Origin of the sequence: Streptomyces sp. SID13726 (assembly GCF_010548375.1) — a bacterium.
GTDB lineage: Bacteria > Actinomycetota > Actinomycetes > Streptomycetales > Streptomycetaceae > Streptomyces.
This window is the reverse complement of sequence record NZ_JAAGLY010000030.1, coordinates 1-23,548: the sequence shown is the minus strand read 5'-3', so window position 1 is coordinate 23,548 and position 23,548 is coordinate 1. Positions and strand designations below refer to the sequence as shown.

At 71.0% G+C, this 23,548-nt stretch carries 23 protein-coding genes and 2 tRNA genes; 13 read left to right on the top strand and 12 right to left on the bottom strand.

The genetic code is table 11. The annotated features are described in order from the left end of the window. Positions 1-38: 38 nt before the first annotated feature. The 4 genes from G3I78_RS41600 to G3I78_RS41585 all read left to right on the top strand — a co-directional run bounded on the left by G3I78_RS41600 (position 39) and on the right by G3I78_RS41585 (position 3,663). Complete coding sequence (locus tag G3I78_RS41600) at positions 39-752, top strand: M50 family metallopeptidase (protein WP_164434704.1); 714 nt, start codon at positions 39-41, stop codon at positions 750-752. A 121-nt stretch (positions 753-873) separates the two neighbouring features. Next, on the top strand, positions 874-2,199 hold the full coding sequence (aroA, locus tag G3I78_RS41595) for a 3-phosphoshikimate 1-carboxyvinyltransferase (protein ID WP_164434702.1): 1,326 nt from the start codon (positions 874-876) through the stop codon (positions 2,197-2,199). An 11-nt stretch (positions 2,200-2,210) separates the two neighbouring features. After that, the gene (rsgA, locus tag G3I78_RS41590) at positions 2,211-3,221 is read left to right on the top strand and encodes a ribosome small subunit-dependent GTPase A (RefSeq protein WP_164434700.1); all 1,011 of its coding nucleotides are present in this window, start codon (positions 2,211-2,213) and stop codon (positions 3,219-3,221) included. 118 nt (positions 3,222-3,339) lie between these two features. After that, on the top strand, positions 3,340-3,663 hold the full coding sequence (locus tag G3I78_RS41585; RefSeq protein WP_125189792.1) for a multidrug efflux SMR transporter: 324 nt from the start codon (positions 3,340-3,342) through the stop codon (positions 3,661-3,663). Between the two features lie 98 nt (positions 3,664-3,761). Here G3I78_RS41585 and G3I78_RS41580 read toward each other — a convergent pair whose 3' ends face one another. Beyond that, positions 3,762-4,373, bottom strand: coding sequence for a TetR/AcrR family transcriptional regulator (locus tag G3I78_RS41580; RefSeq protein ID WP_164434698.1), 612 nt, complete (start codon positions 4,371-4,373; stop codon positions 3,762-3,764). A gap of 201 nt (positions 4,374-4,574) precedes the next feature. Here G3I78_RS41580 and hisN point away from each other — a divergent pair, with 201 nt between their 5' ends. The 6 genes from hisN (at position 4,575) to G3I78_RS41550 (ending at position 9,554) form a co-directional block, all read left to right on the top strand. Next, a complete protein-coding gene (hisN, locus tag G3I78_RS41575) occupies positions 4,575-5,375 on the top strand; it encodes a histidinol-phosphatase (protein WP_164434696.1) in 801 nt (266 codons plus the stop codon). Positions 5,376-5,522: 147 nt separating this feature from the next. After that, a complete protein-coding gene (locus G3I78_RS41570; protein WP_164434694.1) occupies positions 5,523-5,915 on the top strand; it encodes a CBS domain-containing protein in 393 nt (130 codons plus the stop codon). Positions 5,916-6,104: 189 nt separating this feature from the next. Beyond that, a complete protein-coding gene (locus G3I78_RS41565) occupies positions 6,105-6,521 on the top strand; it encodes a Fur family transcriptional regulator (RefSeq protein WP_164434692.1) in 417 nt (138 codons plus the stop codon). Between the two features lie 299 nt (positions 6,522-6,820). Beyond that, complete coding sequence (locus G3I78_RS41560) at positions 6,821-7,552, top strand: ABC transporter ATP-binding protein (protein WP_164434837.1); 732 nt, start codon at positions 6,821-6,823, stop codon at positions 7,550-7,552. Continuing rightward, positions 7,549-8,412, top strand: coding sequence for an ABC transporter permease (locus G3I78_RS41555; protein WP_164434690.1), 864 nt, complete (start codon positions 7,549-7,551; stop codon positions 8,410-8,412). The genes G3I78_RS41560 and G3I78_RS41555 overlap by 4 nt, the downstream gene beginning before the upstream one ends. Continuing rightward, a complete protein-coding gene (locus G3I78_RS41550; protein WP_164434688.1) occupies positions 8,409-9,554 on the top strand; it encodes an ABC transporter substrate-binding protein in 1,146 nt (381 codons plus the stop codon). Before G3I78_RS41555 ends, G3I78_RS41550 begins: the two co-directional genes overlap by 4 nt. Positions 9,555-9,604: 50 nt before the next feature. Here the strand turns inward: G3I78_RS41550 and G3I78_RS41545 are convergent. The 4 genes from G3I78_RS41545 to G3I78_RS41530 all read right to left on the bottom strand — a co-directional run bounded on the left by G3I78_RS41545 (position 9,605) and on the right by G3I78_RS41530 (position 14,840). Then, a tRNA-Met gene (locus tag G3I78_RS41545) sits at positions 9,605-9,678 on the bottom strand. 101 nt (positions 9,679-9,779) lie between these two features. Further along, a complete protein-coding gene (locus G3I78_RS41540) occupies positions 9,780-11,588 on the bottom strand; it encodes a tetratricopeptide repeat protein (protein WP_164434686.1) in 1,809 nt (602 codons plus the stop codon). A 206-nt stretch (positions 11,589-11,794) separates the two neighbouring features. Beyond that, positions 11,795-11,868: transfer RNA gene (locus G3I78_RS41535), tRNA-Met, on the bottom strand. A gap of 44 nt (positions 11,869-11,912) precedes the next feature. Next, positions 11,913-14,840 (bottom strand): UPF0182 family protein, encoded by a 2,928-nt coding sequence (locus tag G3I78_RS41530; RefSeq protein ID WP_239158367.1) that lies wholly within the window; start codon positions 14,838-14,840, stop codon positions 11,913-11,915. Between the two features lie 201 nt (positions 14,841-15,041). Between G3I78_RS41530 and G3I78_RS41525 the strand changes: the two genes are divergently transcribed. After that, positions 15,042-15,584 carry a PPA1309 family protein gene (locus tag G3I78_RS41525; RefSeq protein ID WP_164434682.1) on the top strand — a complete coding sequence of 181 codons (543 nt, stop codon included), beginning with the start codon at positions 15,042-15,044 and terminating at the stop codon, positions 15,582-15,584. Positions 15,585-15,810: 226 nt separating this feature from the next. On the opposite strand, the gene G3I78_RS41520 is transcribed toward G3I78_RS41525, so the two are convergent. From G3I78_RS41520 to G3I78_RS41510, 4 genes are all read right to left on the bottom strand, one after another. Further along, positions 15,811-16,905, bottom strand: coding sequence for a PDZ domain-containing protein (locus G3I78_RS41520; protein WP_164434680.1), 1,095 nt, complete (start codon positions 16,903-16,905; stop codon positions 15,811-15,813). A gap of 36 nt (positions 16,906-16,941) precedes the next feature. Then, the gene (locus G3I78_RS51390; protein ID WP_203616235.1) at positions 16,942-17,100 is read right to left on the bottom strand and encodes a hypothetical protein; all 159 of its coding nucleotides are present in this window, start codon (positions 17,098-17,100) and stop codon (positions 16,942-16,944) included. Positions 17,101-17,234: 134 nt separating this feature from the next. Beyond that, a complete protein-coding gene (locus G3I78_RS41515; RefSeq protein ID WP_164434678.1) occupies positions 17,235-17,696 on the bottom strand; it encodes a molybdenum cofactor biosynthesis protein MoaE in 462 nt (153 codons plus the stop codon). Positions 17,697-17,865: 169 nt separating this feature from the next. Beyond that, positions 17,866-18,981: an SDR family oxidoreductase gene (locus G3I78_RS41510; protein WP_164434676.1), complete on the bottom strand. Its 1,116-nt coding sequence runs from the start codon at positions 18,979-18,981 to the stop codon at positions 17,866-17,868. A 191-nt stretch (positions 18,982-19,172) separates the two neighbouring features. Between G3I78_RS41510 and G3I78_RS41505 the strand changes: the two genes are divergently transcribed. Together G3I78_RS41505 and G3I78_RS41500 are read left to right on the top strand one after the other, a co-directional pair. Continuing rightward, positions 19,173-20,597 (top strand): zinc-dependent metalloprotease, encoded by a 1,425-nt coding sequence (locus G3I78_RS41505; protein ID WP_164434674.1) that lies wholly within the window; start codon positions 19,173-19,175, stop codon positions 20,595-20,597. Further along, on the top strand, positions 20,594-21,115 hold the full coding sequence (locus G3I78_RS41500; RefSeq protein WP_164434672.1) for an NUDIX hydrolase: 522 nt from the start codon (positions 20,594-20,596) through the stop codon (positions 21,113-21,115). The genes G3I78_RS41505 and G3I78_RS41500 overlap by 4 nt, the downstream gene beginning before the upstream one ends. A gap of 49 nt (positions 21,116-21,164) precedes the next feature. Here G3I78_RS41500 and G3I78_RS41495 read toward each other — a convergent pair whose 3' ends face one another. From G3I78_RS41495 to G3I78_RS41485, 3 genes are all read right to left on the bottom strand, one after another. Then, a complete protein-coding gene (locus G3I78_RS41495) occupies positions 21,165-21,902 on the bottom strand; it encodes an AIM24 family protein (protein WP_164434670.1) in 738 nt (245 codons plus the stop codon). Positions 21,903-21,921: 19 nt separating this feature from the next. Next, entirely contained in the window at positions 21,922-22,599 is a 678-nt protein-coding gene (locus G3I78_RS41490) for an AIM24 family protein (RefSeq protein WP_164434668.1), read from the bottom strand. 4 nt (positions 22,600-22,603) lie between these two features. Continuing rightward, the coding region (locus G3I78_RS41485; RefSeq protein ID WP_203616234.1) for an AIM24 family protein at positions 22,604-23,548 on the bottom strand (945 nt) is incomplete at its 5' end.

Sequence of the window (23,548 nt, the reverse complement as noted above, 5' to 3'; positions counted from 1 at the left end):
GCCAGACTCCGTACGAGGAGAGGGAGCCACCCGGAAACATGGACACCAGCACAGCGACCTCTCTGTGGGACGAGCTCATCGGCACCCAGCCCGACCCGGATCTGTGGGTGGTGCTGGCCACCATGGTGGCGTCGCTCGCGATAGTGATCCCGCATCCGCTGTGGCGGCTCTCGCGCAACGCGATCACCATCGCCCACGAGGGCGGCCACGGACTGATCGCCCTGTGCACCGGCCGCCAGCTGACCGGCATCCGGCTGCACTCCGACACCAGCGGCCTCACCGTCAGCCGGGGCAAGCCGCACGGCATCGGCATGATCCTCACCGCGGCCGCCGGCTACACCGCTCCCCCGCTGCTGGGCCTGGGCGGCGCGGCCCTCCTGGCGGCCGGCCGCATCACCCTGCTCCTCTGGCTGGCCACCATCCTCCTCGTGGCGATGCTGGTCATGATCCGCAACGCCTACGGCGCCCTGACGGTCATCCTCGCCGGCGGCACCTTCGTGGTGGTCTCCTGGCTCGCCGGCCCCCAGGTCCAGGCGGCCTTCGCCTACGCCGTGGTCTGGTTCCTGCTGCTGGGCGGAGTCCGCCCCGCCTTCGAGCTACAGGCGAAGCGGTCGAGGGGCGGCGCGGGCGACTCGGACGCGGACCAGCTCTCCCGCCTGACCCACGTCCCGGCGGGTCTGTGGCTGTTCCTGTTCCACGCGGTGTCGCTCTGTTCGCTCATAGGTGGAGGCCGGTGGCTCCTGGAGGTATGACGCGCCCCGAAGGGGCAGGCGTCAGGGGCGCGGGGCTGTATCCATCAGCGGCTCCGCCGCGGGGCGCGACCAGCCACGACGGCGCAGCACTCAACCCACAACCCCCTACTAAAGTGACCCTATGGCTTTGAACCCCGCAGAAACCGCCCTCTGGCCCGCCCCCCACGCAAGCGGAGCCGTCGACGCGACAGTCCACGTCCCGGGGTCGAAGTCGGTCACCAACCGCGCACTCGTGCTCGCGGCCCTGGCGTCAGAACCGGGCTGGCTACGCCGCCCCCTCCGCTCCCGAGACACCCTCCTCATGGCGGCAGCCCTCCGCGAGATGGGCGTGGGCATCGAGGAGGGAGTGGGCCCCACCGGCACCGGCGAGACCTGGCGCGTCCTGCCGGCAGGCCTCCGCGGCCCCGCCACCGTGGACGTCGGCAACGCCGGCACCGTCATGCGCTTCCTCCCCCCGGTCGCCGCCCTCGCCGACGGCCCCATCCGCTTCGACGGCGACCCGAGGTCGTACGAGAGGCCCCTGAACGGCGTCATCGACGCCCTCCGCGTCCTCGGCGCCCGTATCGACGACGACGGCAGGGGCGCCCTCCCCCTGACGGTCCACGGCGGCGGCGCGCTGGACGGCGGCCCGGTGGAGATCGACGCATCGAGCTCGTCCCAGTTCGTGAGCGCCCTCCTGCTCAGCGGCCCGCGCTTCAACCAGGGCGTCGAGGTCCGCCACATCGGCGGCTCGCTGCCCTCCCTGCCGCACATCCGGATGACCGTCGACATGCTGCGCGCGGTCGGCGCCCAGGTGGACACCCCGGAGTCGGGCGGCGAGCCGAACGTCTGGCGGGTCACGCCGGGCGCCCTGCTGGGCCGGGACCTCACGGTCGAGCCGGACCTCTCCAACGCCCAGCCGTTCCTGGCGGCGGCCCTGGTGACCGGCGGCAAGGTGGTGATCCCGGACTGGCCGGCCCGCACCACTCAGCCCGGCGACCGGCTGCGGGAGATCTTCACCGAGATGGGCGGCTCCTGCGAACTCACCGAGTACGGCCTGGTGTTCACCGGTTCGGGTGGCATCCACGGCATCGACGTCGACCTGAGCGAGGTCGGCGAGCTGACCCCCGGCATCGCGGCCGTGGCGGCCCTCGCGGACTCCCCGTCCACCCTGCGCGGGGTGGCGCATCTCCGGCTGCACGAGACGGACCGGCTGGCCGCGCTCACCAAGGAGATCGACGAACTCGGCGGTGACGTCACCGAGACCGCCGACGGCCTGCACATCCGCCCGCGCACCCTGCACGGCGGGACCTTCCACACCTACGAGGACCACCGGATGGCCACGGCGGGCGCGATCATCGGCCTCGCGGTGGAGGGCGTACGCATCGAGAACGTCGCGACGACGGCCAAGACCCTGCCGGACTTCCCCGACCTGTGGGCCGGGATGCTCGGGAGCGACAGGCCGTAGGGACGTAGACGATGCGCCGCTACGGCAAGCACACCGACGAGGACGACATCCGCAGCCGCCCCAACCGCAAGGGCAACCGGCCGCGCACCCACATCCGCCCCAAGCACGAGGACGCGTCCTGGGGCATGGTCCTGACCGTCGACCGGGGCCGGCTGACCTGCCTGGTCGAGGACCGGGTCGTGATGGCGATGAAGGCCCGCGAACTGGGCCGCAAGGCCGCGGTGGTGGGCGACCGGGTGGCGATCGTCGGCGACCTCTCCGGCCAGAAGGACACCCTCGCGCGGATCGTCCGCATCGAGGAGCGCACGTCGGTCCTGCGCCGTACGGCCGACGACGACGATCCGTTCGAGCGGGTGGTCGTCGCCAACGCCGACCAGCTCGCCATCGTCACCGCCCTCGCCGACCCGGAACCCCGCCCGCGTCTCATCGACCGCTGCCTGGTCGCGGCCTACGACGGCGGTCTGACCCCGCTCCTGGTCATGACCAAGTCGGACCTCGCCCCGCCGGACAAGCTCCTGGAGCTCTACGGCGACCTGGACATCCCCTACGTCGTCACCAGCCGCGAGGAGCTGGAGAACGGCGACGCGGCGGGCCGGGTGCGCGAGCAACTGGACGGCAGGGTCACGGCGTTCGTCGGCCACTCGGGCGTCGGCAAGACGACTCTGGTCAACGCCCTGGTCCCCGAGGACCGGCGCCGGGTGACGGGTCATGTGAACGCGGTGACGGGCCGCGGCCGGCACACCACGACCTCGGCCCTCGCGCTGCCCCTGGAGGGCGACGACGGCTGGGTCATCGACACGCCGGGTGTACGGTCGTTCGGACTGCACCACGTGGACCCGTCCCGGGTGATCCACGCGTTCCCCGACCTGGAACCGGGAACCGAGAACTGCCCCCGCGCGTGCAGTCATGACGAACCGGACTGCGCGCTGGACGAGTGGGTGGCCGAGGGCCACGCCGATCCGGCCCGGCTGTACTCCCTGCGGCGGCTGCTCGCCACGCGGGAGCGGACGGAGGGGGACTGACGGAGGATCACGGGCGACGTGCGGAGGATCACGGGCGACTGACCTCCGCGTTGTTTGGCTGTACGCGAGTTCGGTAAGTGCATAATCGCACCGAGCCGGACATACGGGAGGACAGCACATGGCGTGGCTGCTGGTGGTGGTGGCCGGGTTGCTCGAGACCGGTTTCGCCGTGTGTCTGAAGCTCTCCCACGGGTTCACCCGGCTGTGGCCGACGATCGCGTTCTGCATCTTCGCGCTCGGCAGCTTCGGCCTGCTGACCCTGTCCCTGAAGAAGCTGGACGTCGGCCCGGCGTACGCGGTGTGGACCGGCATCGGCGCGGCGGGCACCGCCATCTACGGAATGATCTTCCTGGACGACCTGGTCTCGACGCTGAAGATCGTCTCGATCAGCCTGGTGATCATCGGCGTGATCGGCCTCCAGCTGTCGGGCTCGTCGCACTAGCCGGGCTCGTCGCAACAGCCGCGCTGGTCGGGCCCGTCACAACAGTCGCGCCAGCCGGGCTCATCGCACCGGCCCCGGTCAGGCTCCGGGCGTGCCGCTCACACCGCCGGCTGCCGGTACAGCGCGCTCCGCACCAGCTCGCCGACCCCGCCCTCACCCGGCGGGGCGGCCACACAGGACAGGGCGAGCCGGACGGCCAGCTCGCAGGAGCGGGCGAGGTCGGCGGCGTCCGCCTTGTGCGCGCCGGGTCCGGAGAGCACGGAGACGGCACGGTCGCGCACCAGCGCCACGAAGTCACCGGGCGACGGCAGCGGTCCGTCCGCCCGGCGCTGTGCCGGTACGGCGGAGGAGGACGGCACGGCGGAGAGCGTCGGCGAGGGCAGCCGCTCGCTCCAGCAGCCGGTGAGCATGGCCCGTACGAGCGCGTTCTCCCGGGCGGAGACGGTGGTCCACTCGGCGGTGGCGGTCAGCCGGTCCCGCGCGTCGCCGTGCACGGTGAGCGCCCGGTCGACGCCGACGAGATAGCCGTCGGCCTCTCTGCGCACCAGCGCCCGGGCCAGCCCTTCCTTGCTCCCGAACTCGTTGTACAGGGTCTGCCGGGACACCCCGGCCGCCGCCGCGACATCCACCATCCTCACGGCGGACCACGGCCGGCGCGCCAACGCCGTGTAAGCGGCGTCCAGCAGCGATTCCCGCGCAGCAGGCATCATCGCCTCCCAGGGAGCAGGCAGCTCTGCGCCCAGATTTGACGCGCACGCGGGCACTGTCAAGGGTTCGCGGGGGCACGAGGGAGCGCGCGGGCTCGGCCGGCTCCTCGGCCGCCGCCGTACGACCTGACCCGGCACCCCGTGAGGCGTCCGCACTGCGACCCGTATAGCACCGCACGGACACCGGCAGATACCGTTCGCCACATGCCGGACTACCTCGACGACCTCCGCCTCGCCCACGTCCTCGCGGACGCCGCCGACGCGACCACCATGGACCGCTTCAAGGCACTGGACCTCAAGGTCGAGACCAAACCGGACATGACCCCCGTCAGCGAGGCGGACAAGGCCGCGGAGGAACTGATCCGCGGCCATCTCCAGCGCGCCCGCCCGAGGGACGCCGTGCTCGGCGAGGAGTACGGGGTACAGGGCACCGGCCCCCGCCGCTGGGTCATCGACCCGATCGACGGCACCAAGAACTACGTACGCGGTGTCCCCGTCTGGGCCACCCTGATCTCCCTGACGGAGGCGTCGGAAGGCGGTTACCAGCCCGTCGTCGGCGTGGTCTCCGCCCCCGCCCTCGGCCGCCGCTGGTGGGCCGCGAAGGGCCACGGCGCGTTCACCGGCCGCAGTCTCTCCTCCGCCTCCCGGCTGCACGTCTCCCGGGTCGGCAAGCTCTCGGACGCCTCGTTCGCGTACTCCTCGCTGACCGGCTGGGAGGACCTGGGTCGGCTCAACGGCTTCCTGGACCTCACCCGCGAGGTCTGGCGCACGCGCGCGTACGGCGACTTCTGGCCGTACATGATGGTCGCCGAGGGCTCGATCGACATCTGCGCCGAACCGGAGCTCTCCCTCTGGGACATGGCCGCGAACGCGATCGTCGTCACGGAGGCCGGCGGCACCTTCACCGGCCTCGACGGCCGCCCCGGCCCACACAGCGGCAACGCGGCCGCCTCGAACGGCATCCTGCACGACGAACTGCTCGGGTATCTCAACGAACTCCACTAGGAAGCACAGATGAGCGCGCACGCCCTCAATCGGCGGCGCGCGCCCCCTTGTTGACCCCCGCTTTACCTGCGACTCTGAGAGGACCCTCGTTTGTGAACTTGTGAACCGGTGAACTAACACCGGCTCCCAGGAGGTGACTCCGAACCCATGCTCGTCCGCGACGCCATGAGCACGGTGGTCCTCACCATCGGCCCCGCCCACACCCTCCGCCAGGCCTCCGCCCTGATGTCCGCCCGCAGAGTGGGCGCGGCCGTGGTCCTCGACCCCGACGGCACCGGCATCGGCATTCTGACCGAGCGCGACATCCTCAACTCCGTGGGCCTGGGCCAGAGCCCGGACACGGAACACGCCCACGCCCACACCACCACCGACGTCGTCTTCGCCGCCCCGACCTGGACCCTGGAGGAGGCCGCGCACGCGATGACACACGGCGGCTTCCGGCATCTGATCGTCCTCGACCGCGGAGAGCCCGCGGGGATCGTCTCGGTCCGCGACATCATCCGCTGCTGGGCGCCCGATCGGCAGCGCGTACCCGCCTAGACCCGGAGGAAAGAGCAGGCTACGACAAGCGGTCCAGTGCCGGAGGCGATCCGCGAAGGGCCTGGAACCGCGGACCTCCAGCCGCCTGCCGTAGCCTGCGCCCACTCTACATTAGACTTAATCCAACTCCGGCAGTGCTCCAAACTCACACCCATTCGGAATCTGGTCGCCTGCTGTTAAGCTGGACGCATGAGCGACCTTTTGGAACGACTGCGCGGCCGCGGCTGGCGGATGACCGCGCAGCGGCGCGTCGTGGCCGAGGTCCTCGACGGCGAACACGTCCATCTGACGGCCGACGAGGTCCACGCGCGCGCGGTGGCCAAGCTGCCCGAGATCTCCCGGGCGACCGTCTACAACACGCTGGGCGAGCTGGTCTCCCTGGGCGAGGTGCTCGAGGTCGCCACCGACAAACGCGCGAAGCGGTACGACCCCAACGCCCACCGTCCGCACCACCACCTGGTGTGCGCGCAGTGCGGCGCGATCCGGGACGTCCACCCGACCGGCGACCCGCTGACCGACCTCCCCGACTCGGAGCGCTTCGGCTTCACCGTCTCGGGCGTCGAGGTGACGTACCGCGGCATGTGCCCGAACTGCGCGGCGGCGTAACGACCTTCACCGAAGCCCCGGCCTCCTCAGGGAAGCCGGGGCTTCGTGCTGCGTACAGGCATTCGTGCGGTCCACGGGCTTCCTGAATCTGACGGACCGTCATATCGTCGTGCGGCCACCCCTCTCCGTACCGAACTCCGCAAGGAGCAACCGTGGGAGATCCGCACCCCGAACCCACCCCGGGAGAAGTCCACCCCGACGCCCGCACCCCGCGACACCCGCGCCCCACCCCCCGACAGCCGCACCCCGACCCGCACTCCTCGGCACCACACCCGCGCCCCAAGCTCCACGCCACCGCCCTGACCCGCACCTTCGGCCGTCCGCCCCGCGCCGTCGACGCCCTCGGCCCGCTCGACCTCACCGTCGCGCACGGCGAGTTCGTCTGCCTGGTCGGCCCCTCGGGCTGCGGCAAGTCGACGCTCCTGCGCATCGCGGCGGGCCTGCTCCGCCCCAGCACGGGCACCCTGGAGATCCGCACCGCGGCACCCCGCCCGGCCGCCATGATCTTCCAGGACTACGGCATCTACGACTGGAAGTCGGTCCGCGCCAACGTCCGCTTCGGCCTGGACATCCAGCGCGTCCCGCGCCGCGAGGCGAACGCCCGCGCCGACGAGTGGCTGGCCCGCATGGGCCTGACCGACTTCGCGGACGCGTACCCGGCGACCCTCTCGGGCGGTATGCGCCAGCGCGTGGCCATCGCCCGCGCCCTCGCCGTGGAACCCGAACTCCTCCTGATGGACGAGCCGTTCGCCGCCCTGGACGCCCAACTCCGAGTGATCCTCCAGGACGAGCTGCTGGAGATCACCCAGTCCCTGCGCACCACCACCCTGTTCATCACCCACAGCCTGGAGGAGGCGATCGTCCTCGGCGACCGCGTCCTGGTGATGTCCGCCCGCCCGGGCCGGCTGATCGCCGAACACCGCCCGCCGTTCCCCCGCCCCCGCACCGGCGACATCCGCTCCACGCCCGAATTCACGTCCCTGAAGAGCGAGTTGTGGGACCTGCTGCGCAAGGAGGCGGTGCCGACATGACGACGGTGGCCCCCGAGAAGCCGGAGTCCGTCCTGGTCCGCCGCCCGGGCCCGGAGGAGCTGCACCCCGTACGCACCCACCGCCGCAGACGGGCCCTGGAGCTGACCCTGGCGACAGCCGTCCCCCTGCTTCTGGTCCTGCTGTGGCAACTGGCCGCCGCCCAGGGCTGGATCGACCACCGCGTCTACCCGGCCCCCTCCACGATCCTGTCCGACGGCTGGGACCGCGCGGCCGCCGGCGAGCTGTGGCCGGACGTCTCGGCCACCCTGAGGCGCGTCCTCGCGGGATACGCGATCGGCACGGCGACGGGCTACGCCCTGGGCCTCCTCATGGGCTCACTGCGCCTGGTTCGAGCAGCTCTGGAACCCCTCCTGGACGCCCTGTACGTGGTCCCGAAACTGGCCCTGCTCCCGGTCTTCCTGAACATGTTCGGCCTGGGCGAGGGCCCCCAAGTGGCCCTGGTGGCGACGACGGTCTTCTTCTTCGTCTGGATCCAGACGATGTCGGCGGTCGTGGCGATCCCCTCCGGCCACCGCGACGCCGGCCAGGTCTTCGGCGCCTCCCCCTGGCAGACCTTCCGCCACATCCTCCTCCCCGCCTCCCTCCCCTCCGTCCTGGTGGGCGCCCGGATCGCGGCGGGCGTGGCGGTCCTGGTGATCGTCGCCTCGGAGCAGATAGCGGCGACCGACGGCCTGGGCCACCTCATCTTCGACTCCCGCGCCCTCTTCCAGAACGACGTCATGTTCGTGGGAATCGTCTGCGTGGCCGCCCTGGGCGTCCTCTTCTCCGAACTGGTCCGCACCCTGGGCCGCCTGCTCACCCCTTGGGCCCCCAGAGACCGAGGAAGAGGCCAGTCATGAGAACACGGCTCTACGGCGCAGTGCTCACCGCGACAGCCCTGCTGACGACAGCCTCCTGCACGGCGCCACACGACTCGACGAGCTCGGAGTCGAAGGCGGGCGGGGGCGGCACCAGGACCGTCCGCCCGGTCGCGGGCTGCGGCACGGGCTCCTGGACGGACCCGGCGGACCTCTCCCCGACCCGCACCCCGGCCCGCTGCGAGCCCGGCACCCCGGCCCCCGTCCCCCTGGCCGAGCCCCGCAAGCTGACGATCGCGACGGGCACGCTCAGCGCGGAGTACGTGGCCCCTCTGGAAGTCGCCCTGGGCAAGGGCGAGTTCAAGAAGGAGGGCCTGGACGTCACCCTGAAGGTCCTGCCCACCCCGGACTCGCTCCCCCTCCTCGCCAAGGGCGACATCGACGCGCTGTGGGCGGCCCCCGAGGCGGCGGTGATGAACGGCATCCGGGGCGGCTTCGACATCCGCTGGGTCGCCGCGAACTTCTCCCCCGACCCGAAGTCCAGGAGCGGCCTGTGGGTGCGGCTGAAGGACGGCGAGAACTCCGGTCAGGTGAAGATGGCCGGCCGCAGGATGGGCACGATGATCGGCAAGGGCTCGGTGATCGCGTACCCCATGGAGAAGGCGCTGGAGAATCACGGCGGCGGTCTCGACCGCATCCAGTACCAGCAGCTCGGCTCGGCCGACGTCCTCACGGCCCTCCAGAACGGCGGCGTCGACTCGGCCTGGCTCCTGGACCCGGTCTGGCGCAGGGTCGACGGCGAGCCCGGGTACGCCTTCCTGGGCGGCCAGCCCCTCGGCGAGCCCCTGGGCGGCATGCTCTACGGCCCGGGCCTGCTGAACGACGACGTGGACGCGGGCGTGGCCCTCCTCAGGGCCTACATCCGCACGGTGAACACCTACTTCGCGGCGGACTACAAGGCGGACGCGGCCTTCGTCACCTACCTGGCGAAGCTCCTGAAGACGGACGAGGAGATCCTGAGGTCCACCCCGTCCCTCCGCATGGACTGGGAGATCAGATCAGGAACGACGACCCGGCTCCAGGCCGCGTACCAGGCCCAGGGCGTGACGGAGGGCACACCGCTGCCGGAGTCGAAGACGGTGAACAGATCCCTCTACGAGGAAGCGGTGGGCCACAGACCCTGAAAACACCGAGGGCCGGAACCCTGAATCGGATTCCGGCCCTCGGCCTTCAGTAGCGGGGACAGGATTTGAACCTGCGACCTCTGGGTTATGAGCCCAGCGAGCTACCGAGCTGCTCCACCCCGCGGCGATGAATGCAACGTTACGTGAAGGAGCAGACCAGAGGCAAATCGTTTGGCCGGGGACGCCCAGGGGGCGCGACGAGCCGGCCCGGCACCCCGCGGAGCGCTACGCGGACAGCTCTTCCCGCAGCGCGTCCCGCAACCGGGCCGCCCGCTCGGAAACCTCCGCGGGCCCCGAGGCCACCGCGCGGTCGGCCCACCGCTGCCCCTCCGCCAACTCCCCCCGACGCGCGTAGACCAGGGCCAGCCGCAGCGCCGCCCGACCGTGCCCCGCGTCGGCGGCCCGAGTCCACCACACGGCGGCCTCCGGCTCGCTCCCCTCCCGGGCCAGCAGCAGCCCCAGGTTGAACGCGCCGTTCCGGGACCCCGCCTCCGCGGCCTCCCGGTACCACCGAGCCGCCTCGACGACATCGCCCCGGGCCGCGGCGAGCATGCCCACCCGCACCTGGGCGCGGCGGTGCCCCTGGGAGGCGGCCCGCTCGTACCACTCCTCGCACTCGCTCTTCTCCGCGTGCACGGGCTCGCCGAGGGAGTGCGCGGGCACCGGCGGGCGCCGGGCGTCGAGCACGGTCGCCAGCCGGTACGCGGCCTCCGCGCTCCCGCCTCCCGCCGCGCACCGCAGATGCCGCTCGGCGGCGGGCTCGTCCCCTTCCCGCAGCCGGACGATCCCCACCTGGAGGGCGGCCTCGGTGTGCCCCGCGGCGGCGGCCCGCTCGTACCACCGCACGGCGACCTCCTCCTCGCCCCGCCCGGCGAACAGGATCCCGAGGTTGAACGCGGCGTCCACGCTCCCGGCCTCCGCGGCCTTGGAGAACCACGGCTCCGCTCCGGCGGTGTCCCCGCCCTGGAGCAGCAGGATCGCCAGCGCGTTGGCCGCCTCCCGGTGCCCCGCGTACGCGGCCCGCCGGTACCACTGCTCGGCCTGCGCGGTCCGCCCCTGCTCGGCGCAGAGCAGCCCGAGGTTGTACGCGCCGTTGTCGTCGCCCGCGTCCATCGCCGCCCGGTACCAGCGCTCGGCGGTCTGCGGCTCGCCGCGCTCGGCGTGCAGCGCGCCGAGCGCGTTGGCCGCGTTGCCGTCGCCGTCCTGGGCGGCGCGCAGCCACCACACGGCGGCGCTCTCGGTGTCGCCGGCGTCCCGCAGCAGGAAGCCGAGGGCGCAGGCGGCCCGGGCCTCGCCGTCCTTGGCGGAGGTCAGGTACCAGCGCCCGGCCTCCTTGAGCGCGCCGCGCCGCTCCAGGATCGCCCCGAGGTGCAGCGCGGCCCGCCGGTGTCCGCGCGCGGCGGCCTGGCGGTACCACTGCTCGGCCTCGGCCCCGGCGCCGGTGTCCTCCCCTATGTCCCCTTCGGGCATCAGTCGGCGGTCGAGCGCGCGGGCCAGCCGGTAGGCCGCCTCGCGGTGTCCCCGCTCGGCGGCGGTCCGCATCCAGCGCTCGGCGCCCGCGTCGCCGCGGTGCTCCAGCAGGTCGGCGAGCGCGTAGGCGCCCAGCGCGTGGCCCTGCTCGGCGGACTGGCGCAGCCAGTACTCGGCGGCGGGCTCGTCGCCCCGCTCCCGGTGGTGGCGGCCCAGCGCGTGCGCGGCGGCCGCGGATCCGGCGACGGCGGCGATCCGCCACCAGCCGGCGGCGTCGTCGGCGTAGCCGCGCTGGTGCAGCAGGACACCCAGGTTGTTGGCGGCGGCACGGTCACCGGCTGCGGTGGCGGCACGCAGATGGGGCTCGGCTCCGTCGAGATCACCGCGGCGCAGCAGGAGGGCGCCGAGGACGCTCATCGCCTCGACGTCGCCGGCCTCCCCGGCGAGACGCTGCCGAAGCTCCTCGGCGGCGTCGTCAGCCGCCTCCCCGGCCCCGTCCCGCCCGGAAGGTTGCACAAAACGCCCTGTCTCGAACAGAGTTGCCTTGTCCCCCATAACGTCCATCGTCGCACCACCTGCAACCTGGGTACACCTGGTATACCGCAGCCAGTGAGGTCACTTCAGCGTTTTGTCGACTTGCCCACAGAACGACAAGTCAAACACAGTTCCCTCCAACTGCCCCCGGCGGCACGGCCATCGCCTTCGGCGGCACATGCGTTCGCACATCACGAAGGCCCGGATCCTCAAGAGGATCCGGGCCTTCGTTTCAGTAGCGGGGACAGGATTTGAACCTGCGACCTCTGGGTTATGAGCCCAGCGAGCTACCGAGCTGCTCCACCCCGCGCCGTTGTGTCGCAACCATATCACGGCGCGGGGGTGGGCATTTGATCAGCCGCTGGGGCTGCCGCTCGGACTCGGACTGCCGCCGGGACTCGGACTGCCGCTCGGCTTCGCACTGGTGCTGGGTTTCGGGCTGCTGCCGCTGCTCTTGCCCGCCTCCGCCTGCGCGTCCTCGGCCCGCTTGAGCGCGTCCTCCAGATCCGTCTGGGCCTTTCCGTACGCCTCCCAGTCGCCCTTCTTCAGGGCTTCCTGGCCGGCGTCGAAGGCCTTCTGGGCGTCGTCCAGGGCCTGTTGGACCGTCGGGTTGCTGGACGTCGGTGGCGGAGTGGTGGTGTCCCCGCCGTCGTCCTCCGGTGGCGGGGTCGTCGACTCCGCTCCGAAGACCTTGTCGAGGGCCTGGTCCAGGGTGTCCTCGAAGGCGGTGTTGCCTCCGTAGGTCACCAACACCTTCCGCAGCAGCGGGTACTTGAGTCCACCACCGCGTACGTAGACCGGCTCCACGTAGAGCAGTCCTCCGTCGAGCGGCACCGTCAGGAGATTGCCGTACTCCACATTGGAGTCGCCTCTGTTGAGAAGGCTGATGGTCTCGGCGATGTCCTGTTCGGAGTTGAACTGGCTCTGCACCTGTTTGGGCCCGTTGACCGTCGTGTTGGTCGGCAGTTTCAGGATTCTGATCTTGCCGTAGTCGCTGGTGCCCGCCTCGGCGTCGACCGTCATGAACGCGCTGAGGTTGTCACGGCCGTTGGGCGTGAACGTCGTGGTGAGCGAGAACGCCTGTTGCGCCTGGTCCGGCATCTTCATGCTCAGGTAGTACGGCGGCACCGCGTCGCCCGACTTGTTGGTCGGGTCGTCCGGCACCTGCCACACCTCGCTGCCGCTGAGGAAGGTGTCGGCGTCCTCGACGTGGTAGCGGGCGAGCAGTTCGCGCTGGACCTTGAACAGGTCCTGCGGGTACCGCAGATGGGCCATGAGGTCGGTGGAGATGTCCTTCTTCGGCTCCACCGTGCCCGGGAACGCCTTCATCCAGGTCTTGAGGACCGGGTCCTCGGTGTCCCACTGGTAGAGCTTGACCTCGCCGGTGTACGCGTCGACGGTCGCCTTCACCGAGTTGCGGATGTAGTTGACCTGGTTCTGCTGGGCCACCACCGCGCGCTGGTTGTTGGTCGCGGTCAGCGAGTCGGCTGTGGTGTCACCGAGGGTCGTACGCGAGGAGTACGGATAGCCGTTGGTCGTCGTGTAGGCGTCGACGATCCACTGGATCTTGCCGTTCACCACCGCCGGATAGGCGTCGCCGTCGATCGTCAGCCAGGGGGCCACCGCCTCGACACGCTGCTTGGGCGTGCGGTTGTACAGGATCCGCGAGCCCTCGCCGATCGCTCCGGAGTAGAGGATCTGCGGCTCGCTGAAGGCCACCGCGTACGCGGCCCGGTTGACCGGGTTGGAGAGGTTGACCCCGCTCTTGGCCTCGTAGCTGTAGGTCTTCTCGCCGTCGTCGTCGGAGTAGTCGATCTCCTTCTGGGGACCGCCGACGATCGAGTACTCGGTGGTCTTCTCGCCGTAGTAGATCCGCTGCTGGTACGTCCCGAGGTCGCCCTGGGACGGCAGGTTGGACTCGGTGAAGACCGGGCGGCCCTCGGCGTCGGCCTCGGTGCCCTTCGCCGCCACCACGCCGTAGCCGTGGGTGTAGCGGAAGTGGTCGTTGATCCAGTTGTTCTTCGGGATGCCGGCGAGGTTCAGCTCACGCAGACCGATGACCGTGTCCTGGTCCTTGCCGTCCTTGCTGTAGCGGTCGACGTCCAGGTTGGTCGGGAACGCGTAGTAGTTCCGCATCTGCTGGAGCTGCTGGAACGTCGGCGAGACGATGTTGGGGTCCATGACCCGGATGCTGGCCGCGTCGGCGACGTCGTCCCGCAGCTTCGTCTTGTCCGTGGTCGTGGCCTTGCCGGAGTAGTCCGTGACCTTGGCGTCGTCGATGCCGTACGCGTCACGCGTCGCCTTGAGGTTCTTCTCGACGTACGGCGCTTCCTTGGCCTGCTCGTTCGGCTGGACCTGGAACTTCTGGACGATCGCCGGGTAGAGCCCGCCGATGAGGATCGCCGAGAGCACCATCAGGCCGAAGCCGATCACCGGCAGCTGCCAGGTGCGCCGCCACAGGGTGGCGAAGAACAGCAGGGCGCAGATGACCGCGATGCAGAACAGGATCGTCTTGGCCGGCAGATAGGCGTTGGCGTCGACGTACCTGAGGCCGGTCCAGCTGTCGGTCGCCTTGAAGTCGCTGGACTTCACCGCGAGGCCGTACCGGTCGAGCCAGTACGCGACCGCCTTGAGGGCGACGAAGATGCCGAGCAGCACCGAGAGGTGTCCGGTCGCGGCGGCCGTGGCCCGCGCGCCCGGGGAGGTGATCCGCAGACCGCCGTAGAGGTAATGGGTGAGCGCGGCGGCGATGACCGACAGGATCGCGGCGGCAAAGCCGAAGCCGAGCAGGAACCGGTACCAGGGCAGGTCGAAGGTGTAGAAGGAGATGTCGAGGTGGAACTGCGGGTCCTTCTGGCCGAAGGACACGCCGTTGACCCACATCAGCCAGGTCCGCCACTGGCTCGACGCCGAGGCACCCGCGATCAGGCCCACCAGGGAGACGATCCCGAGCAGCAGCCACCTCTTGTACGGCGCGATGCCCATCCGGTAGCGGTCGAGGTTCTGCTGCTCCATCGACATGGCGCTCAGCGGCGGGCGCAGCCGGTGGGCCAGCCAGATGTTGAAGCCGACCGCGAGCGCCATCAGCAGACCGAAGACGAAGAACAGCCCGATCTTGGTCCACAGGGTGGTGGTGAACACCGACGAGTAGTTCACCGAGCGGTACCAGAGCCAGTCCGTCCAGAAGCCCGCGAACATGGTGAACGCCATGCCGAGGACGGCAAGGACGCCCAGCGTCATGAGCAGGGTCCGGGCGCGCCGGGACGGGCGGCCCACTCTCATCCGCGGCCCCGTCGGGCCTCCGCCGCGGTCCGGCATCTGGAAAGCCAAGGTGCGCACCTCGAAGTTCGCTGTCGATCCGTCAGGCCCTCGTGTTCGCGGGCCCCTGGGTGGCCCCCCGTGATCGCGGGCCCACACCTATGCAACTTACTCACCGTTTACTCGGTTCCCGATTCCGGTGACTAACGAGGCAGGATTGTGACCATGTCCAACACTCCCATGGCGGCGAGCCCGCTCACCCGGGCCGTACTCGAGATCGACGAGTACGCCTCCGGCCTCGGCTGGGACCAGCCCGCTCGCCTCTTCGCCCTCGTAGACACCGCCCGGCTGCGCACCCAGGAACCCGCTCTCGCGAGCCAGCTCGGTCTGGAGGACGGGCAGGAGTCCTCGGCCCTGACCCCCATCGAGCAGGACGAGATTCCCGCGGGCAAGGCGCTCGACGAGTTCCTCGGCACCATCGCCTGGCCCGACGCGGTCGTCGGCTGCGCGCTCACCGTGGAGCGCCTGATGCTGCCGCCGTCCGCCGAGGCGACCGTCCCGCAGGGGCTGAGCGAGGCCAGGCTGGCGAAGTGGGTCGCCGAGCACCCGGACCGCCAGGAGGTCCGGATGACGGTCGCGGTGCTGCGCGACGGCGCCCGCGACTCGGCCCTGCGGCTGCGCGAGAAGGACTCCCCGACGGAGGTCCTCACGGGCCGCGATCTGGTCCCGGGTCTCGCGGAGGCACTGTCGGCGACCTTCGAGGAGTAGCCCTCGCGGCTAGGGCCTGTCGTTTGGATCAGTCCGGCCTCGCGGGCCCTGGCACGCACTCCCCCACAGCCTTAAAGGCGCGGGGGGACCCCCAGCCGCGTTGTCGTCACTCGCCGACGCTCCGCGTCGACTCCCTCCTCCGCCTTGCAGCTGCACGCACCAGACCCCGCTCAGGTTGGCCAGGACACACCGCTTCTCACAGCCGGCCTGATCCAAACGACAGGCCCTAGCTCTTCGTGCACTTCGGCAGGTCGGAGGTCTTCCCCTCGCGGATGTCCTTGAGCGCGCCGAGGGCGTCGTCGATGGTGTTCACCTTGACCAGGGTGAGCCCGCTCGGGGTGTCCTCGGCGGCGGCCGCGCAGTTGTCGGCGGGCGTCAGGAAGTACTGCGCGCCCTTGTCGCGCGCTCCGACCGTCTTCATCTCGATGCCGCCGATCGGGCCGACCTTGCCGTCGTCGTCGATCGTGCCGGTGCCGGCGACGAACTTGCCGCCGGTCAGGCTGCCCGGGGTGAGCTTGTCGTAGATGCCGAGCGCGAACATCAGGCCGGCGCTCGGGCCGCCGACGTCGGCGAGCTTGATGTCGATGGTGAACGGGAAGGTGTGGTCGGTCCCGGCGGCGATCCCGACGATGGCCCGCTTCTCACCGGTGTCGTCGGACGTCCTGGTGGTGATCGTGATCTTCTCGGTCCTGGTCGCCGCCCGGTTCGCCTTCTCGGCGGCGGCCTGCTCCTTGGCGGGCACGATCGTGAAGACGACGTCCTCGCCGGGCTTGTGCTTGGTCACCAGCTTGGCGACGTCCTCCGGCGCCTTCACCGTCGTACCGTCGACGTCCTTGATCACGTCACCGGCGTGCAGCTTGCCCTCGGCCGGGGAGTCCTTGACGACGGTCGAGACGATCACCCAGGACTGCACCGGGACCTTCAGCTCCTTCAGGGCGGCGACCTTGGCGCTCTCCTGGGACTGGCTGAACTCCTCGGCGTTCTCCTGGGTCGACTGCTCCTCGGTCTTGCCGTCCGGGTAGAGCGTGTCGTGCGGGACGACCTTGTTGTCGTGCGCGAGCCAGCCGTAGACGGCCTCGACGAGGTTCATCTTGTAGTCGGCGCTGGTGACCCGGACGGTGGTCATGTTCAGGTGACCGCTCGCCGGATACGTCTTGCGCCCGGAGATCTGGAGCACCGGCTCGCCGCCGTGGTCCCCGAGGGTGTTCACCGTGGGGCCCGGTGACATCTCGGAGTAGGGGACGTTGATGAGGACTCCCGCGCACAGGAGCGCGATCAGCATCAGGGTCGAGGCGAGCATCGTCGCGGTGCGGCGTGGCATGGCACGACAGTACGGGACGCTCCTGTCAGACCATCGTCAGGAGTGCGACTTCTCCATGGCGGCGCGGAACCGGGCGTATCCGTCGAGTTCGGGGCCGTCGCTGCGGACCTTGCGGGTGCGGTTGGCCCAACTGCCCCACAGACCGGCGGCGACCGCCGCCAGGAACGGAATCAACAACCAGACGAGCGCCCCCATGACGACCTCCGACCCCACGCACGAGCGACCGCTGGGCGACCGCGAAAATCTGACTGATCAGCAGATTAACCATCCGCACTGACAACGCTCGTACCAGGGGTGCGGTTACGCAACCGGAGGGGTGGAGGAAGGGTTCAGCAGGCGCCGACCCATTCCTCCGTACCGTCAGAGAACGTCTGGTGCTTCCAGATCGGCACCTCATGCTTGAGATCGTCGATCAGCTTCCGGCAGGCCTCGAACGCCTCTCCCCGATGAGGGCAGGAAACGGCGACGACCACGGCCAGGTCCCCGACCTCGAGATCCCCCACCCGGTGCACGGCGGCGAGCGCCCGCACCGGGAACTCCGCGACGACCTTCTCGGCGACCCGCCGCATCTCGGCCTCGGCACTGGGGTGGCACGAGTACCCGAGCCTGTCGACGTCGGCTCCCCCATCGTGATTGCGCACGGTCCCGACGAACAGCGCGGTCCCACCGGCGGCGTCGTCCCCGACCGCCCGGAAGACCTCGTCGAGGGAGAGCGGGGTCTCACGGATGCCGATGAGCTTGATGGGATCCTGCGCGGCCTGCTCGCCGGGATGGTCGTTGGTGGGTGCCATGCGTCCATCGTGCCGCAATCCCGCTGTCGGTCGGAATAGCGCTATCGCCCGGCACACGCGTGTGCGCGTTTGGAGACTCGCACAGTGGGCCCACCAGCTGTACCGATTCACGGCTCCGCCGCGCGGGCGCGACCAGCCCCCACGGGCCCGCAGCCGCCGTACGACCGTCTCAGATCCGCCGCCGCGCCTTCCGAGCCCGCCGTACGACCGCCGCCGCACCCAGCAGCGCGACCGTAGCTCCGGCCGCACCCGCCGCCGTCGCGTCCTTCCGCCCCAGCCGCCGCCCGGCGACGGTGTGCCGCCCGGAGACCTCCTCCAGCAGCTCGGCGAGCACTTCCTCGTTGCTCCACCGCGGCCGCCACCCGGCGTCGTGCAGCCGGCTCCCGCTCACCACCCAGGGATACATCGTGTACGCGAGGTCGCCCGCGGGAGACGGCGTCAGGCCGATCCGGTGCAGCCGGGCCGCCGCCCCCAGCGCGACCGCCGACGGCAGCTCCATCCGCCGGATCCCGCTGAGCTCCTCGATCTCCTCCTGCTCCAGCCACCCGTCGCACCCGACGGCCAGCTCCCCGTCGACCTTCTCGAGAACGGCGTACTCCAGAGCGCTGCACAGGTCCTCGACGTGGCAGAACTGCCAGGCGGGCCGGGACCCGGCCACCACCAGCAGCCGGGGCGACTCGAAGTACCGGGTCAGAGCGGTGTCGGTGCCGCCGCCGACCAGCACACCGGGGCGCACCACGGTGACGTTGAGCCCCGGATGCGCCCTGGGCGCCCGGCGGGCCAGCCGCTCGATCTCCAGCAGGTCGCCGACCCCGGTCGCCTCCGCGGTGGCCCGCAGCTCGGCGTCCTCCGAGAGCGGCAGTTCGTTGTCCGGCAGCGCGCCGTAGACCATGGCCGACGTGCACAGCACGACCCGGTGCACCGCCGCGGCCGCGGCGGCGGTCAGCACGGTCTGCGTCCCGCGGACGTTGTACGCCGTGCGGGCGGCCGGGTCGGTCTCCAGATCGAGGTCGAGCGCCAGATGCACGACGACGTCGGCGCCGCGCAGCTTCTCCGCGATGGCCGGATCCCGCACGTCCAGGATGTGCCACTGCGCCGCGGCGCACTCGCCCCGCCGCTCGTCCAGCGCGATGACCTGCTTGATCTCCTCCGACGCGGCGAGCCGCTCGGTGAGCAGTGCGCCGATGCCCGACGCGGCACCGGTCACCGCGACGACGGGCCCGCGCACTCCGGGACCGGTTGACTGGTTTCGCGCTGCGCGAACCTGTGGATCAGGGGAACTCACCGGGCGTCTCCAGCGGTTGTCTTCAGTAGAACGCGAGTGACGCGTACGTACCAGGTGGCATCCATCCTGCCGCAGGCCGCGAGTCGGCGGAGCACCGAGGCCCGAACCGCCCGCGGTGTCTACGCTGGGTGGTGTTATCGGGCAGCCGCGCCACCGGAGGCAACCGGTGGCCTTACCAGCCGAGGAATCCCGTGAGTGACACCCCATTCGGATTCGGCCTTCCGCCGGAGGAGCCGGACGACGGCGACGAGGGCAAGAAGAAGGACCAGCAGAGCGGTGGTGGTCAGGGACCGAACAACCCGTTCGGTTTCGGCGGGCTGCCCGGCGCCGGAGGCTTTGGCGGCCCCGGCGCGGACAATCCGCTCGCCGCCATGTTCGGATCACTGAACCCCAACGACCTGGGCGCCGCCTTCCAGCAGCTGGGCCAGATGCTCTCGTACGAGGGCGGCCCGGTGAACTGGGACATGGCCAAGCAGATCGCCCGCCAGACGGTGTCCCAGGGCACCTCGGACGGCACCAAGGACGCGAGCGTCGGTCCCGCCGACCGCACCGCGGTCGAGGAGGCCGTACGCCTGGCGGACCTGTGGCTCGACGACGCGACGTCCCTGCCGTCCGGCGCGGGCTCCGCGGTGGCGTGGTCGCGCGCGGAGTGGGTCGAGGCGACCCTGCCCGCGTGGAAGGAGCTCGTCGACCCGGTCGCCGAGCGGGTCGGCACCGCCATGGGCGATGTGCTGCCCGAGGAGATGCAGGCCATGGCGGGCCCGCTGATCGGCATGATGCGCTCGATGGGCGGCGCCATGTTCGGCTCCCAGATCGGGCAGGCCGTCGGCACTCTGGCGGGCGAGGTCGTCGGCTCCACCGACATCGGCCTGCCGCTGGGCCCGGCCGGGCGGGCCGCCCTGCTGCCGGCGAACATCGAGGCGTTCGGCAAGGACCTCGGCGTGTCCAAGGAGGAGGTGCGGCTGTATCTCGCCCTGCGCGAGGCCGCCCACCAGCGCCTCTTCGCGCACGTGCCGTGGCTGCGCTCGCACCTGTTCGGCGCGGTCGACGGCTACGCGCGCGGGATCAAGGTCGACACCGCCAAGCTGGAGGACGTGGTCGGCCAGTTCGACCCGCAGAACCCCGAGCAGCTCCAGGACGCCCTTCAGCAGGGCATGTTCCAGCCGGAGGACACTCCCGAGCAGAAGGCGGCCCTGGCCCGTCTGGAGACGGCTCTGGCGCTCGTGGAGGGCTGGGTGGACGCGGTGGTGCACGCGGCCGCGAAGCCCCGTCTGACGTCCGCCGACGCGCTGCGCGAGACCCTGCGCCGACGGCGCGCCTCGGGCGGCCCCGCCGAGCAGACCTTCGCCACCCTGATCGGCCTGGAGCTGCGTCCGCGCCGGCTGCGCGACGCCTCCCGCCTGTGGGCCTCGCTCACCGACGCGCGCGGTGTCGACGGCCGCGACGGCCTGTGGGCCCACCCGGACATGCTGCCGACCGCCTCCGACCTGGACGACCCGGACGGCTTCGTGCACCGCGAGCAGCTGGACTTCTCGGAGCTGGACAAGATGCTCGGGGAGGCGGCGGACGGCTCCGCCGGGAAGCCCGACCTGAAGAAGGACGACGACACCGAGTGAGCCTGCGTGACGACGCGGTCCTTGTGCTGAAGGGGTACGAGGGCCAGGACGAGCTGTGCCAGGCCTATCTGGACCATCTCGCCGCACACCCGGACGGCGTGTGGAAGGCGTGCCACGCGGGCCATGTCACCGCCAGTGCGCTGGTGATCGACCCAGAGCGCGGCCGAGTACTGCTGACCCTCCACAAGAAGCTGCGCATGTGGCTCCAGATGGGTGGCCACTGCGAGTCGGCCGACTCCTCCCTGGCGGCCGCGGCTCTGCGCGAGGCGACCGAGGAGTCCGGTATAGCGGGGCTGACCCTGCTGCCGGGCGGCCCGGTGCGCCTTGACCGGCACCCGATCCCGCCGCCGTGCAACTGCCACTTCGACGTCCAGTACGCGGCTCTCGCCCCGCCCGGCGCCGTGGAGTCGATCAGCGACGAGTCGCTGGACGTCCAGTGGTTCGCCTACGACGAGGTGGCATCCGTGGCGGACGAGTCGGTCGTACGACTGCTGGAAGCGACGCGCGCGAGGCTGTGAGCGCATGGGTAAGGGGCGCCCTGCAACAGTGGGCGCCCCTTACCCATGGCTAGCTGTTGCTGCCCCCGAGGGAGTTGCCGCGCATGCCGAACTGGCCGAGCATCCCGCCGTTGCGCATGCCCTGCGGCGGAAGGAGTTCGCTGGGCTGGACCAGGACGTGGCCGGTGCCGCCGAAGTGCATCTCCCAGCCCTCGCCGGTGGTGCCCCGCCGGCGCCAGACTCCGGAGGTGGAGGTGGGCGCCTGGAGCTGGGTGCGCAGGGACGTGGACCAGGCGATGACGGCGTCGGAGTCGACACAGACGTTCTTGTCCGGTCCCACCTCCAGGACCAGCGGTTCGCCCGAGGTCATCAGGACGACCTGCCCGGAGCCGGACAGCTCCAGGTTGTAGGCGCCCGCGGCGGCCACCTCGACGGCGCTGTCCACCGCGACGATGCCGACGCCGAGGGAGCCGTCGAAGGCCAGGACGTAGGAGCTGTCGACGGTGATCCCGCTGCCGACCTCCATGATGTGCAGATGCTGGGCGACGTTGGCCAGGTAGACGATGCCGTTGCCCTTACAGCGCATGAGGTCGAGGCCCTCGCCGGTCATCCGCTCGACGTTGCGCCAGCTGCGGTTGCGGTACTGGCTGTCGAACTCGACCTGGCCCTCGAAGGCCACCATGGCGCCCTGCCGGGCCAGCACCGGGCTGCTGCCCTGGGTGACGTCGGTCTTCAGGAGCTGCGGGTTCTGGAGGGTGTAGCGCCCGGTCGACTCGACCGGGACGTGTGCGAAGAGTGTGCTGTGCATGATGTGCCTGGTGCTCCCCTCAGCCCCGGATCTTGAATCGGTCGCCGGTGTCCTCGCTCGGCTGGACGACGACGAAGCCCTGCCCCTTGAAGCCGATCTGGAAGGCCTCGCCGCTGCCCCGGCCGATGAGGGCGCTCGCCTTGATGGTGCGGCGGGCCTTCATCTCCATGCCGGTGGTCCAGGCGACGAGGGCGTCCGGGTCGACGTAGGTCTCGCGCTCGGCGCAGTCCAGGGCCATCGGGATGCCCCGGCTGACCAGCGCGACCCAGCCGGTGCCCTTGACGACCAGGTTGGTCAGTCCCGAGCCGGACAGCTTGGCGAGGCCCTTCACGGGCTCGATCTTCAGTTCCAGCGAGGCGTCGCAGGCGAGGAGCGTGGCGCCGTTGACCGACAGCGCCTCGCCGTTCAGGTGCAGGACGAGGATGTCGCCGCCGTAGTCGGCCAGGTAGAGGTCGCCGTCACCGCGGGCCAGCATCAGCCGGCCGCCCTCGCCGGTGACCATCTCCTCGGCGGAACGGCGGACGCTCGCGGGCGCCCCGTCGAACTGCACATAGCCGTCGTAGGCGATCATCGAGCCGGCCTTGGCGATCAGATCCTGGCCGGTGACCATGGTGACCTTGAGCGTCTTGGAGCTGTGCACACTCATGCGGACGCCGGTCGCGGCGGCGCGGTGCGCACTCAGAGTCTGGGAGTCCATGGCCTCACACCTCGAAGGGCTGTACGACGACGAAGTTGCCTGGCGCGCCGCGGAACTGGAGGTTCACGGCCTCGGTGGTCTGCCGGGCGTACCCGGAGCGACGCAGCCTGAGCGAGGTCGTGGTGACCGCCTGCGCACCGGCGGACCAGGCGATCACGGCGTTGCCGTCGACATAGGTGGCCGCGCCGACCGGGAGGACGACCGGCACACCGCGCGTCTTGACGACGACCGCTCCGGTGCCGGAGAAGAGCATGCTGAAGAAGCCCCCGCCGGGCAGTCCCGCCCCCTCGATGCGGCGGACCTCGGTCTCCAGGGTCTCGTCGAAGGCCAGCACACCCTGGGCGCTGGTGTAGAGCTGCTCGCCCTGGAGGCGGATCACGAAGACCCGGCTGGCCTCGTCGGCGAGGAACACCTCGCCGTTGCCGGTGCAGCGCATCAGGGACATGCCCTGGCCGGTGAGGGCGCCGGTGAGCTTGCCGAGCAGGCCCGAGCCCTTGTGGGCGAAGTCGATGTCGCCCTGGTAGGCGACCATGCTGCCCTGCTTGGCGAGGATGGGCGCGTCCTTGGTGAGGGTGGCCCGCACCAGGTTGGCGTTCTGCTCCGTCCAGCGGTCGCCGACGGGGGCTTCCGCGTACTTCGTCAGCACGACCCGGACGTTCGCCTCCGGCGGCACGGGGGCGAGCTGGGTGCCGCCGCCGAAGGGCTGCGCCTGACCGGGGAAGGCACCGGGCGCGCCGGGGGGCGCGAACTGTCCGGGGACGGCGCCCGGGGGCGTGAACTGGCCCGCGGGTGCGCCCGGGGGCGTGAACTGGCCCGCGGGTGCGCCGGGGGGTGCGTACTGGCCCCCCGCCGGGGGCGCTCCGGGTGGGGTGAACGTCTGCGGGCTCGTCGGCGCGGCGGGCGCGGGCGGAGTGGCCCCGGCGACCGTCGGAGCGGCGTGGACCGAGGG

Bases quoted from the DNA above. Each gene is read 5' to 3' on its own strand.
- G3I78_RS41600 (WP_164434704.1), top strand. From the start codon at position 39: ATGGACACCAGCACAGCGACCTCTCTGTGGGACGAGCTCATCGGCACC.
- aroA (WP_164434702.1), top strand. From the start codon at position 874: ATGGCTTTGAACCCCGCAGAAACCGCCCTCTGGCCCGCCCCCCACGCA.
- rsgA (WP_164434700.1), top strand. From the start codon at position 2,211: ATGCGCCGCTACGGCAAGCACACCGACGAGGACGACATCCGCAGCCGC.
- G3I78_RS41585 (WP_125189792.1), top strand. From the start codon at position 3,340: ATGGCGTGGCTGCTGGTGGTGGTGGCCGGGTTGCTCGAGACCGGTTTC.
- G3I78_RS41580 (WP_164434698.1), bottom strand. From the start codon at position 4,373: ATGATGCCTGCTGCGCGGGAATCGCTGCTGGACGCCGCTTACACGGCG.
- hisN (WP_164434696.1), top strand. From the start codon at position 4,575: ATGCCGGACTACCTCGACGACCTCCGCCTCGCCCACGTCCTCGCGGAC.
- G3I78_RS41570 (WP_164434694.1), top strand. From the start codon at position 5,523: ATGCTCGTCCGCGACGCCATGAGCACGGTGGTCCTCACCATCGGCCCC.
- G3I78_RS41565 (WP_164434692.1), top strand. From the start codon at position 6,105: ATGAGCGACCTTTTGGAACGACTGCGCGGCCGCGGCTGGCGGATGACC.
- G3I78_RS41555 (WP_164434690.1), top strand. From the start codon at position 7,549: ATGACGACGGTGGCCCCCGAGAAGCCGGAGTCCGTCCTGGTCCGCCGC.
- G3I78_RS41550 (WP_164434688.1), top strand. From the start codon at position 8,409: ATGAGAACACGGCTCTACGGCGCAGTGCTCACCGCGACAGCCCTGCTG.
- G3I78_RS41540 (WP_164434686.1), bottom strand. From the start codon at position 11,588: ATGGACGTTATGGGGGACAAGGCAACTCTGTTCGAGACAGGGCGTTTT.
- G3I78_RS41530 (WP_239158367.1), bottom strand. From the start codon at position 14,840: ATGAGAGTGGGCCGCCCGTCCCGGCGCGCCCGGACCCTGCTCATGACG.
- G3I78_RS41525 (WP_164434682.1), top strand. From the start codon at position 15,042: ATGTCCAACACTCCCATGGCGGCGAGCCCGCTCACCCGGGCCGTACTC.
- G3I78_RS41520 (WP_164434680.1), bottom strand. From the start codon at position 16,905: ATGCCACGCCGCACCGCGACGATGCTCGCCTCGACCCTGATGCTGATC.
- G3I78_RS51390 (WP_203616235.1), bottom strand. From the start codon at position 17,100: ATGGGGGCGCTCGTCTGGTTGTTGATTCCGTTCCTGGCGGCGGTCGCC.
- G3I78_RS41515 (WP_164434678.1), bottom strand. From the start codon at position 17,696: ATGGCACCCACCAACGACCATCCCGGCGAGCAGGCCGCGCAGGATCCC.
- G3I78_RS41495 (WP_164434670.1), bottom strand. From the start codon at position 21,902: ATGCACAGCACACTCTTCGCACACGTCCCGGTCGAGTCGACCGGGCGC.
- G3I78_RS41490 (WP_164434668.1), bottom strand. From the start codon at position 22,599: ATGGACTCCCAGACTCTGAGTGCGCACCGCGCCGCCGCGACCGGCGTC.